Below are 12,037 nucleotides of genomic sequence, written 5' to 3'. Positions count from 1 at the left end.
CGCTTGCTTCTAACCGAGAGTCATGGTAGACACACTGGGTCTCGGGGTGGGGATCACGCTCACGCTCATCATGATCGTGTTCCATTTCTCCAAAGGGACGGGGTGGCAGCCCCGGGAAGACATCTCGGATGAGGTGCTCGAACACCGTGCTGCCACCGTGCCCGAGACGGCGTTTCCCGAGCCGATGAACCGGTCGATCGGTGGGGGGGCAGCCGGTGTTGGAGCAGCTGTCACTGGTGAAACCGAAGCCGAAGGGGAACTCGAAGAGGGTGAAGAGGCTGTTGGTGGCGACGATCCTTCCGCAATTCCCGACGACGAAGCCGAGGTGTACGAAGTCGAATTCGTCAAACAAGGGAAAACGATCGACGTCAAAGAGAACACCACACTTCTCGAAGCCGGCGAAGGGGAGGGGTGGGATCTCCCCTACGCGTGCCGTGAAGGCCAATGTATCTCCTGTGGTGGTCACATTACGAACGGTCACGCTGAGGAGTACGTCGAGCACCACACCAACCAGATGCTCGGCGAAGCCGAACTCTCCGACGGATACACCCTCACTTGTGTCGCCTATCCGACCGCTGATCTCAGCCTCGAAACCGGCGAGTCACCGTAACCCACTACCTCGAATCGACGACTCAAAACCGTTATATCTACCCACCGAAAACCCTACGATGTGAGCCTGTAGCTCAGTGGACAGAGTTCTTGGTTCCGGACCAAGACGTCGCGGGTTCAAATCCCGTCGGGCTCGTACACCCACTTTTTTGCGCTCAGGTGGCCTTCGGCACCGCTCCAGTGCGTGACCTGTCCTGTCCGCTCCGCCCCGCGACTGCCTCTGCCACCGCGACCGCCCTCCGCTTCCGCTCTGTCACTGCTCGTGTGATCTCGGATGGTGACGGTCACTCATTCGTCTACGGTGGGCTCATCTATCCACGGGGGTAGTCACTCCGTGCGCGCCACTTCGTGCCGTCCGAACCCATACCGGAGTCGGTTGGCCAATCGCCGCGAGAACCGATCCGACCGGCTACCGAACCGTTCGGATAGCGCGGTGTAGATGAGTGGTACTGGTACTTCCTGTGTGAGTGCCTCTTCGACGGTCCACGTCCCCGTCGAGCCACCAGCCACGTGGTCGGCCACGTCCCCGAGGTCGTTCCCTTCCTCCGCGAAGGCCTCCTCACACAGTTCGAGCAGCCACGACCGGATGACGGCCCCGTTGTTCCACGTGTGTGCCACGGCTTCGAGATCGAGATCGTACCGTCCGTTTGCGAGCAACTCGAATCCCTCGCCGTAAGCCTGCATCAGGGCGTATTCGATCCCGTTGTGAACCATCTTCACGTAATGTCCGGCTCCCGACGGTCCCATCCGCGCATGGCCGTTCGGTCCGGTGGCGACCGCATCGAAGACCGGAACGCACGCCTCGTAGGCCCATTCAGGACCACCGACCATCAGCGAAAAGCCCAACTCCGCACCGGCCGGTCCGCCGCTCGTCCCACAGTCGAGATACGCGGCGCTCGTCTCCCCTCCTCGTCGAACTGACGCTTCGAAATGGGAGTTGCCGCCGTCGATCACGACGTCGTCTCCGTCGAGATGCGGTTCGAGATCGGAGAGTGCGGCATCGATCGCATCTCCCGCAGGTACCATGAGCCAGATCCGCTTTTGATCGTCCAATCGCGCAACGAGATCGGCGAGCGAATCCGCTGGCTGTGCGCCCGCATCGGCCGCTTCTGCCACCGCCGTCTCATCCACATCGAACGCCACCACGTCGTGACCAGCAGCCAGAACGCGATCGACGACGATCTGTCCCATCCGTCCGAGACCAACGACTCCGAGTTGCATACACGGCGTTCGACGGTCACGACGGTGTGTGTTGTGGTTCAGTGGAACAGCTTTCGATGGGATTTATCGCATTCTTGACTATATGCTGACTACCATCTTCTCCAATCTTACAAATAATAGAGGCATTATATAATTATATTGGAGTTATGAATACTGAGTGGATCGAAGTCAGATAATGATTCAGAGAAAAAGGTTGTCTCTGCAACCACACACGTGAAACAGAAGAGGGTACGATCGTGGTTGAGCACGTTCGTTTCCCGTGTGAGATGCGAGGTTTCGCAAAAGAACACGGCGAGACGACGACCGACAAACCCGCAACGCAACTCCTCCGAGAGAAGCGCGAGCGGAAAAGCAAGACTGAGAGGAGGTCCATCGTTGGAGAAGTGAATGTCGGTTCCCGATCGCGTCGTTTTTGACACAGAACCGATCGTTGCCCACGCTGACGACGAACCCGGAAGTGAGTCGGTCGAAGAGTATCTGAACGCTATTACCGCAGAGAACGCCAACGGGTATATCAGCCGGGTGATCTCACGGAAATCCGCTACATCATCGCGCGAAAATACGATCGGAACGTGGCTGATGAATATCTCGACTGGCTTTTTGATCTCGGACTGACACCGGTTAATACCGAGGCACTCTGGGATAACGCTGCCGAGTATGTCGTCGAATACAATCCTGCTTTGGGCGATTCGTTTGCGCTGGCGACTGCTGAAGCCGTTGACGGAACGCTTCTCGTGGACGCAGATGACGATTATGATGATATGACGACTGTTTCGATCGAGCGATTCCGTGGCGATCCGGCTTGACATTCCCAACAAACCCACGTCGGAGGAACACGTTTATACGCACAACCACACAACGGACGGGTATGCGTTGGTCGCCGGTAGTACGTGTGTGAGTGTCGCAACCGGAACGCACACATCGAAGTTACAACTCTTTTCAGTTGGTACGACCGTCGACCACTCCGTAAGCTATGACAGAGATAGAGAACGAATACGATCCGGACAGCATCGAGCAGAAGTGGCGCGAGCGGTGGCAGGAGATGGGTGTGTACCAGTACCGTGACGACGAGGAGCGCCCCGATTACGTGATCGACACGCCGCCGCCCTACCCGACCGGGAACTTCCACATCGGGAATTCACTCGGCTGGTGTTATATGGATTTTGCTGCCCGCTATCATCGGTTGTGCGGCGACGACGTGTTGTTTCCTCAGGGATGGGACTGTCACGGCCTTCCGACCGAGGTGAAAGTCGAGGAGAACCACGACATCCACCGGACGGACGTCCCCCGCGAAGAGTTTCGAGAGCTGTGCATCGAACACACCGAGTCCCAGATCGATGCGATGTACGAGACGATGCTTGATCTCGGCTTCTCTCAGGACTGGTCTCACGAGTTCCGGACGATGGATCCCGAATACTGGGGGGAAACACAACGTTCGTTCGTTCGGATGGCCGAGGAGGGCTACGTCTACCGCGACGACCACCCTGTCAACTGGTGTCCGCGCTGTGAAACTGCGATCGCTGACGCCGAAGTCGAAACCGACGATCGAACCGGAACGCTGTATTATCTCACGTTCTCCAGCGCCAGTGAGGAACAACGTTCCTCAGGCAGCCGGACGCAGTCCGGCGACAGCGAGGAACAACATACCTCGGGCAGCCGGACGCAGTCCGGCGACAGCGACGCGATCGAGATCGCAACGACGCGACCCGAACTGCTCGCTGCGTGTGTGGGGATCGCCGTCGATCCCGATGATGAGCGCTACGCCGACCGGATCGGCGAGACGTTCGAGGTGCCGCTGTTCGAGCAGGAGGTTGAGTTGTTCGCCGACGACGAGGTCGACAGCACGTTCGGCACCGGTGCTGTGATGGTCTGTACGTTCGGTGATAAACAGGACGTCACGTGGTGGGCCGAACACGATCTGGATCTCCGACCAGTCATTACCGAGTCCGGACACCTCGCTGAACTCGCAGGTGAGTTCGAAGGACTCGGGGTGAACGAGGCAAAAGAGGAGATCGCTCAGGCCCTTGCGGCGGCGGACGTTTTGAACGACCGCGAGTCCATCGAACAGTCGGTAGGGATCTGCTGGCGGTGTGACACACCGATCGAGATTCTGAGCAAAGATCAGTGGTTCGTCCGGGTGAATCAGGAGGAGATCCTCGAAACGGCCCGTGAGATCGAATGGATTCCTGAGCACATGTACGCCCGTCTTGAAGAGTGGGCCGAAGGGATGGATTGGGACTGGGTCATCTCCCGCCAACGGGTGTTTGCGACACCCATCCCCGCGTGGTTCTGTGAAGAATGTGGTCACATTCACACCGCCGATGAAGACGCTCTTCCGGTTGATCCGACCGAGACCGATCCCGGTCATCCGTGTCCGGAGTGTGAAAGCACCGAGTGGGTGGGCGAGACCGACGTCATGGACACGTGGATGGACTCTTCGATCACGCCTCTGTACGTGACTGGCTGGCCCGAATCGTCGTTTGAATCGGTTCAGTTGCGCGAACAGGGACACGACATCATCCGAACGTGGGCGTTCTACACCATCCTCAGGACGGCTGCGCTCGAAGACGAACGTCCGTGGGATCGCGCGCTGATCAACGGCATGGTGTTCGGAGAGGACGGCCACAAGATGAGCAAATCGAAAGGGAACTTCGTCGAGCCGAAGGAAGTCATCTCGGAACACTCTGCCGACGCCTTCCGGCAGGCGATCGCGCTCGGTGGCCAGCCCGGCACCGACATCCAGTTCCAGTGGAAGGAAGTCACGTCGGCCTCGCGGTTTCTCACGAAGGTGTGGAACATCACCAAATTCGCCTCGAACCATTTCGATGCGGACACCCCATCGATTCAGGATCCGGCCTATCGCGACGCCGATAAATGGATCTTGATCCGCTGTGCGGAGGTTGCCGACCGAGTCCAAGAGCATATGGACGCCCACCGGTTCGACGCAGCGCTGCGCGAACTTCGGGAATTCATCTGGCACGATCTCGCCGACGACTACCTCGAACTGCTCAAAGGACGACTGTATGAGGGACGTCCCGGCGAGCGAAACGCGGCCCGTCATGCTCTGTACACCGCGTTGTCGGCTTCGCTTCGGATGCTCTCCCCGTTCGCCCCGTTCCTTACCGAAGAAGCGTATCAGACGCTTCCCGCCGGAGCTGAAAGCGTTCATACGGAGACGTGGCCGTCACTCCAGACGTTCGATGCGGACGCCGCCCAACGAGGACAGCTCATTGTGGACGTCGCAAGCGCGATCCGTGGCTGGAAGTCAGACGCCGGAATGGCCCTCAACGCGGAATTGGACCGGATCGAGCTGTTCGTGGACCGCGATGGAGAACGGCCAGCGATCGACACCTACGACCTTAGCTCGGCTGTCAACGCTCCCGTTTACATCGAAACCGGTCGGCCAAACATCGAACTCGTTCCCGTCGGTGTGGATCCCGACCACTCGGTGATCGGTCCACAGTTCCGCGACCGAGCCGGTGCTGTCGTCTCTGCTCTCGAAGCCACCGATCCCGCCGAACTGAAAGCACAGATCGAAACGAACGGTGAAATCTCCGTCGACGTTGAGGACGATACGGTCGTGCTTGATCCCGAAGCGGTCGATATCCTCGAAGAACAGCGCGCTGCAAGCGGCGAGGAGGTCGACGTGATCGAACTGGATGAGGGCACGATCCTCATCTACAGCTAATCACGGCGAGTACCTCGGAGTCTCACACATCGCTCCGCGATTTCCGTTGCCCCCGAGACGGTTCACCGCTCACGCAACCACTGACTGCCGAACCGGCGCTCGCATCAATCAGCACTCGATGCGATCGGGAGCCGCTCCGGTCGTTCCGTGAGATACGTCACGACGTCGTCCGAGAGGCGATTCATTACGACACGCCCCGACCGCTGCCGGCGAACGATCTCATCGTCATCGAGCCGTTGTAGGTGGTGTGTTACGGTACTTGGATCCCGATCCAACTCGTCGGCCAGCTCCGACACTGTCGCGGGACCGAGGTGACAGAGCGCTTCGATGACGTTCGCAGTCGCCTCTTCCCCCAACGCAGCCGTGAGTTCGATCCATTCGGTATCGACGGGATAGAACCGTCGCTTTCCGTGTACTTTGACACTCATAATGAGTCCCTCTCGTTCTAGGACTCGGAGATGGTGACGCAGCGTCGAGAGCGAGTACTCCGTGTGATCGCTTATCGCCGAAAGATAGATCCCCGGCGTCTCCTCGATGGCTTCGAACACGATCGCGCGTCCGTCGTGTTCGAGTGGATCCGAATCGTCGTACCGGCTGTACCGTAACAGCACCATTACCCGTGATAGCGAGTCGATGACGGTCGTGTGCCGGATATGAATGGATCCCACGTCGTGTGGTCTCGATATCGTTTCGGACGCGGTGCTACCGTGTGTGAAAAGCATCCGAACCACAGTTGCCCCCAAACCGACAGCAGCCCCCGTTTCCCGTTCCGGTTCGAACGGCAGTCCCTTTCCACTGGGTGGGTTCGAGCCATCATCGCTGTCGTTCGAGGATGATCGGACGGGAACCGATAGGGAAACGGCCGTCAACGTTTCTCGATCGGGCGATCGATCTGCGGTCGTCGGTTCTGGTGTCGTCGTTTCAGTGGTTGTTGAACGTGTCGTCGGTTCTGGTGTCGTCGTCGCTGTTGGGGACGACGTTGTCGGCGGTGCGGTGGGAGTTACTTCTTCGACCGGAGTGGGCGACACGGATCGCTGTCGGGTGTCGGTGCTGGTCGTTCGTTCGATCGGTGGCGGTTCCGTTCGTTCCACCTCGGGTTCACCGGGCGCTTTCTCGTCTGATTCCGTCGGCGTCGGGGGCTGCTCCGTCCCGATCGTCGAACGCACCACGGCGACCGTCCCGTTGACGATCTCCACGACGCTGTGTTCTCCTGTATCAACGACAGTAGTGACCCCACTCCCAGTTCGGTTTAGCGTTCCGAGCGTTGCAGTGGTGATCTGCTCTAGCCGCAGAAGAGTTCCGTCGTCAGTTTCGCGTCCCGTCACATTCTGACATGGGAGTAAAAATTGGAGCGTCTCCTTGATCGTTTCATCACCACTGTCTACGGAGAAACTGCGTTCATCCCGTTCGCTGGCGTTGGACGGTGTGGCAACCGATGTCGTGTCGATGTCTGCTTTCCCGTCCGCTACCACTGCCGATCGGACCGATAACCGACAGTCATCGGAACGGTGATTCTCGCGAACCGATGTATCGTCTTTGGGTGTCGTGTTTCTGTCCACTGGATGAGCAACGGATGTACCCAACACCGGAACGAGTACAGCGATCACGAACACGACTGTGAGTGCTACCCGTTTCGAGTGTTGTGAGACCATCGTTGCTGTTCTATAACACCGTCTGAATCTATCCGTACTATCTCAGTAGCTGATCAGTACACTGACGGCTGTGTCGACCATTCTACTTCGTATCGACGTTTTCACCTTGGTACGTTCCATCGTACGTCTCCTCGTGGTTTGCCCGTGCGAGTACGAGTTGTGCGATTCGTGCGCCCTGTTCGAGTTCGATGTCATGGTGAACCTGTAACAGTCCTTCTCCCTTGCCCTCGTATCCGGCGTCCCAAACGGCTGTATTGAGCATACAGGAGTTGCGCATGAGCGTCGAGCGAGGATACACGAACCCAACGTGACCGTCCGGAATGGTCACCGTTTCACCGTATCGGACGATGTATCCCCCCGGTTCGAGATAGTACGTTGGTGCTTCATTTTCTGTCAGAGATTGCGGAGTGCGGCTCCGACGATCGCCGATCTCCTTGCCATCACGACCTACATGTCCTGCGTCCATCTGTTCGAACACATCGCTCACTGTGAGATCGATTCCATTTGGCTGTAGCTGATCATCCGAAACTGGTGTACACTGTTCACGAACGAACGTACCACGTCGGAACATACCCTGCATCCGAGCGCATCCGAAATGATGTTTTCTATGTACCTATTTCCATAATGAATGAAATGATCCTATTGATGTTATAATAATATTGTACATAACAATATATTGATTAGAGGTGGTGTGTTTCACGGATACCCGGGACGGGCATCGAAGTTTCAAAAGCAGGAAGCTACTGAGGCGGACGAGTCCGTTTGCTCCGTTAGCAGAGATCCACCGAGTATGAATCGAGGTGCTGTTCTCTCACCACCGACGGTGATCGAAAACGCAGTCGTGCTTGGAGATGTGGGCACTCACTTTACGACCCGGTTCGATCACCGATACACCGTCGATAAAAAGATACGTATCATACATGATTGGAAATATGATGTATATTATTCATAAAAACAGTAGCGGATGGGGAATTCATTTACATCCGTTCGTATAACCAGAATGAATAACAAGTATAGTTTATATAATCGTGCGGTGGATATTATCAGGGATCCAATTGCGGAAAAACTGGCGGACAGCGGGAGGTTCTACCGTCTCTCGTTCAGACTATCCTTCAGTGTTACCACATTCAAGACAACGGATGAATTCCCTGTCCTCGGTAATCACGGTATTTTTACTGCCACATTCGTTACACCGAATCAGCATATTCACCCTCCATAGTATCTGCGCGCGAATGTGTTACGAACTCATACAGCTTTAACCTATCGATCGCAGTGAACTCCATACCAGTTGGTATCCGTTTATGAATATGATCGTGGTAAACTTTCTGCACCTGTGGCGAGACGAAATCGAACGACGGTGTGTCAGATCACGATGGACGGATACTACGGAAAACGACTCAAAAACGGTTTATTCCATAAATTCGAGAAATTCGATATCATATGATATGTCCCATCGCAGATCGTGGTGGTGGCTTCCGCCCTTGTCGATGTACTCGACCCACCTGCCGTCTTCGAACCGGTCGACTGAAACACAAACGTGCAATCCGCTTTGTAACTGGTGAATGTGAGCCTCCCGTTTCTCGATGCCGTACAGTTTGATTCGATATTCATGGCCAGCGACCGTGAACGTGGTCGACCCTCCCCCCTCTATGACCGTCTCGAAGTCGATGTCCCATTCGGAGATATCCCTCCCTTTAACGGCCTGAATTCTGAGCTTAGCAGGACGATCGTAAATGACGTAATCATCCCGCTTCTCGATGTTCGCTAAATGCTCTTTCTGTCGTCGAATAAATGCCTCATTGAGTTCCCCCCGTTTAGATGTTTTATCATCTTCTATCTTCATAATTGAATGATCTATCGATACGGTCATTAGTTACTCCATCGCAGCCACATCCGTAAGCGTTTCTATCACTTATTATTTATTGCGTTCGTTGCTGACGTTAGCAGTGTGAATTCGCATCACGATCGGCATTAGTGTTGGACGAATTCGATGAGGACACCGCCCGTCGATTTCGGATGCAGAAACGCGACCTCGTGTCCCCATGCGCCAGGCCGGGGCGTCGTATCGATAAGGTCGATTCCCATATCGCGTGCGCGTTCGAGTGCGCTTTTGATGTCTGCTGTCGTGAGCGCAAGATGGTGGATACCGGGTCCGTTGTGATCGAGATATCGTTGAACCGTTCCCTGTTCGGTCGGTTCGAGCAGTTCGAAGTAGCCGCCGTCGATGTCGAGAAAGCGGACACGAAGATCATCGAGTTTTTCCTCGTGGACGACGCTCGTCTCGAACAGTTCACAGTACTGTTCGGCAAGTGCCTCCGCGTTGTCGGTAGCGATTCCGGCGTGGTCGAAATCCATATGTGATTGGTAACTGCCCCCACGAATAAAGCACCCGGGAACAGGCAGGGAGGGACGGTAGTTCTCCCTGTGATGTATCGTTCACAGTGCGGTACCGGGTTGGTACTCTCCGAACACGTCTCGCATCGCGTTACAGATCTCGCCGGTCGTCGCGTACGCCTTGACGGCATCGATGAGGTACGGCATCAGGTTGTCCTCGCCACGAGCAGCTGTTCGAAGCGCTCCGAGGGCGTCTTCGACCTCACTGTCGTCACGGCGCTTTCGAACGCCTTCCAAGCGTTCAATCTGGCGTCGTTCGTCCTCGGGATTTACCTCTTCGATGTCTTCGGTCGGTTCTTCGTCGACCGTAAACTCGTTGACTCCCACGATGATCCGTTCACCCGCCTCGATCTCGCGTTGGCGTTCGAATGCAGCATCTTGGATCTGGCGTTGTACCCACTGTTCTTCGATTGCGTTGCGCATTCCGTCGCGCTCGTCGATCTCCTCGATGATCTCTCGGGCTTGTTGTTCTAACTCGTCGGTGAGATGTTCCACGTAGTAGCTCCCGCCGAGTGGATCGATCGTGTCGGCCGCTCCCGATTCGTGGGCGAGGATCTGCTGTGTGCGCAGCGCGGTTCGGACGCTTTCCTCTGTCGGAAGTGACAGCGCCTCGTCTTTCCCGTTGGTATGAAGACTCTGTGTTCCCCCGAGAACGGCTGCTAACGCCTGATACGCGACACGGACGACGTTGTTCTCGATCTGTTGTGCGGTGAGCGCCGATCCCGCTGTTTGGGTGTGGAACTTCAACTGCTTCGATTTCGGGTTTTCCGCGCCGTATCGATCTTCCATCAGCGAGTACCACAACCGTCGAGCGGCGCGGAACTTCGCAACCTCCTCTAAGATGTTGTTGTACGCTGCAAAGAAAAACGATAGCTGCGGGGCGAACTCATCGACGTTCAGCCCTGCGTCGAGTGCCGTTTCGACGTACTCCATCCCGTCTGCGAGCGTGAAGGCGATCTCCTGTGCAGCGGTCGAACCCGCTTCTCGAATGTGATATCCCGAGATCGAGATCGTGTTGAACTTGGGTACCTCCGTTGCACAGAACTCGAAGATGTCGGTGATGATCCGCATCGACGGCTCGGGAGGGTAGATATAGGTGTTTCGGGCGATATACTCCTTGAGAACGTCGTTTTGGATCGTCCCCCGAAGCTGTGAGCGATCGACACCCTGCCGATCACCGACGGCGATGTACATCGCCAGCAACACCGAGGCTGGTGCGTTGATCGTCATACTGGTCGACACTTCGTCCAAGGGGATTCCGTCGAACACCGTCTCCATATCGTGTAACGAGTCGATAGCGACCCCGGATTTACCGACTTCCCCCGCTGCCATCTCCGCATCGGAGTCGTATCCCATCTGCGTGGGCAGATCGAACGCCATCGATAGCCCCGTTTGGCCTTCGTCTAGCAGATAGTGATACCGTTCGTTCGTCTTTTCGGCCGTCGAGAACCCGGCGTACTGGCGCATCGTCCACAACCGGCCCCGGTACATCGTCGGATAAACACCGCGCGTATACGGCTCTGCTCCCGGAAATCCGAGGTCATCCTCGTAGTCGAGATCAGCGACATCGTTCGGTGTGTACAGGGGATCAACCTCGTGGCCGCCCGTGTCGGTCGTAAACTGCTCCTTTCGCTCACCGAACCGATCGAGCGTAGGTTGATAGGAGTTTTCCTCCCACTTGTCTCGACCATCTCGAATCGAACGGAGCTCTTCCTCGTCGAACATGCGTGGACCGTGGCGACGGGCAGGCTTAACCCTTGGTGGGTCGTCGCTGAAAAGTTATCGTATTTATATTATTGGGAAGAGCCAGCTCTGTCTGCGACAAGTCCACGACACACAATCATTATATGTCATATTTGTACGTTGCTGATTCGGAATCGATACCGAAATCTTCCGGTGTTTCTTTCGGTTCATCCTCCGAGACCTGTTCGGCGGCGTGTTTGAACCGCTCTCGGAGCCGAGCCGGCATCTCGAACGCGCCGCTGTTGATCGCCATCGGAACCGCTTTTGGTGCGAGCGACTCGCGTTTTTCCGACAGCCGGTTTTGCAGAACCTCGGGAAGCTCATCGGGTTCGATCACCTCGAACCCAAACTGGCCGAGATACTCCGGCTCGTCGGTGAGGGAGTACACCGTCTCGAATCCTTGGTCCATTGCGGTCTCGACGAGGCGCTCGACGACGTGTGCACCGACGCCTTGTCGACGCCAGTCGTCGAGTACACCGATACTCGTGAGTTCACAGATTTCCCCGCCCGTGCCCTGTCCGCTCGGACTTCGTTCGGTCTCTTTGCCCGTTTTATGCAGTCTGATCCGGCCGAATCCTGCTTTTTTGCTCGTCTTCTCGTCGATGGCAATGACGTAATCGCGTGACCGGAACGTGGTTTCATCGAGCCCCATCTCCTCGATGTGGTCGAGCAACCAAACTTCTTCTCGGTTTTTGGCGTCCCGGACGTACATACTCGATGATTAGCTAGC

Annotated in this window: 11 protein-coding genes and 1 tRNA gene; 5 read left to right on the top strand and 7 right to left on the bottom strand. The window is 56.4% G+C overall.

Going from position 1 to position 12,037, the window contains the following annotated elements; genetic code table 11:
• The first annotated feature begins 22 nt into the window (after nucleotides 1–22).
• On the top strand, nucleotides 23–610 hold the full coding sequence (locus tag MW046_RS06240) for a 2Fe-2S iron-sulfur cluster-binding protein (RefSeq protein ID WP_247994695.1): 588 nt from the start codon (nucleotides 23–25) through the stop codon (nucleotides 608–610).
• Between the two features lie 62 nt (nucleotides 611–672).
• Nucleotides 673–745: transfer RNA gene (locus tag MW046_RS06235), tRNA-Arg, on the top strand.
• Between the two features lie 191 nt (nucleotides 746–936).
• On the opposite strand, the gene gnd is transcribed toward MW046_RS06235, so the two are convergent.
• A complete protein-coding gene (gene gnd, locus MW046_RS06230) occupies nucleotides 937–1,830 on the bottom strand; it encodes a phosphogluconate dehydrogenase (NAD(+)-dependent, decarboxylating) (RefSeq protein WP_247994694.1) in 894 nt (297 codons plus the stop codon).
• A gap of 387 nt (nucleotides 1,831–2,217) precedes the next feature.
• On the opposite strand from gnd, the gene MW046_RS06225 reads away from it, so the two are divergent.
• The 3 genes from MW046_RS06225 (at nucleotide 2,218) to MW046_RS06215 (ending at nucleotide 5,518) form a co-directional block, all read left to right on the top strand.
• On the top strand, nucleotides 2,218–2,445 hold the full coding sequence (locus MW046_RS06225; protein WP_247994693.1) for a hypothetical protein: 228 nt from the start codon (nucleotides 2,218–2,220) through the stop codon (nucleotides 2,443–2,445).
• Complete coding sequence (locus tag MW046_RS06220) at nucleotides 2,403–2,636, top strand: PIN domain-containing protein (protein ID WP_247994692.1); 234 nt, start codon at nucleotides 2,403–2,405, stop codon at nucleotides 2,634–2,636. Before MW046_RS06225 ends, MW046_RS06220 begins: the two co-directional genes overlap by 43 nt.
• Before the next feature lie 167 nt (nucleotides 2,637–2,803).
• Complete coding sequence (locus MW046_RS06215; protein WP_247994691.1) at nucleotides 2,804–5,518, top strand: valine--tRNA ligase; 2,715 nt, start codon at nucleotides 2,804–2,806, stop codon at nucleotides 5,516–5,518.
• A gap of 104 nt (nucleotides 5,519–5,622) precedes the next feature.
• Here the strand turns inward: MW046_RS06215 and MW046_RS06210 are convergent, their stop codons facing one another.
• From MW046_RS06210 to MW046_RS06185, 6 genes are all read right to left on the bottom strand, one after another.
• Nucleotides 5,623–7,170, bottom strand: coding sequence for a winged helix-turn-helix transcriptional regulator (locus MW046_RS06210; RefSeq protein WP_247994690.1), 1,548 nt, complete (start codon nucleotides 7,168–7,170; stop codon nucleotides 5,623–5,625).
• A gap of 82 nt (nucleotides 7,171–7,252) precedes the next feature.
• Complete coding sequence (locus MW046_RS06205; RefSeq protein WP_247994689.1) at nucleotides 7,253–7,741, bottom strand: deoxyuridine 5'-triphosphate nucleotidohydrolase; 489 nt, start codon at nucleotides 7,739–7,741, stop codon at nucleotides 7,253–7,255.
• 837 nt (nucleotides 7,742–8,578) lie between these two features.
• Nucleotides 8,579–9,013, bottom strand: coding sequence for a hypothetical protein (locus tag MW046_RS06200; protein ID WP_247994688.1), 435 nt, complete (start codon nucleotides 9,011–9,013; stop codon nucleotides 8,579–8,581).
• A 128-nt stretch (nucleotides 9,014–9,141) separates the two neighbouring features.
• Nucleotides 9,142–9,525: a methylmalonyl-CoA epimerase gene (gene mce / locus MW046_RS06195; RefSeq protein ID WP_247994687.1), complete on the bottom strand. Its 384-nt coding sequence runs from the start codon at nucleotides 9,523–9,525 to the stop codon at nucleotides 9,142–9,144.
• 81 nt (nucleotides 9,526–9,606) lie between these two features.
• Nucleotides 9,607–11,289, bottom strand: coding sequence for an acyl-CoA mutase large subunit family protein (locus MW046_RS06190; RefSeq protein WP_247994686.1), 1,683 nt, complete (start codon nucleotides 11,287–11,289; stop codon nucleotides 9,607–9,609).
• 118 nt (nucleotides 11,290–11,407) lie between these two features.
• Nucleotides 11,408–12,019, bottom strand: coding sequence for a GNAT family N-acetyltransferase (locus MW046_RS06185; protein ID WP_247994685.1), 612 nt, complete (start codon nucleotides 12,017–12,019; stop codon nucleotides 11,408–11,410).
• Nucleotides 12,020–12,037: the final 18 nt, after the last annotated feature.

Source organism: Halocatena salina (genome assembly GCF_023115355.1).
GTDB classification, from domain to species: domain Archaea; phylum Halobacteriota; class Halobacteria; order Halobacteriales; family Haloarculaceae; genus Halocatena; species Halocatena salina.
This window is presented reverse-complemented; position numbering and strand designations above follow the sequence as displayed.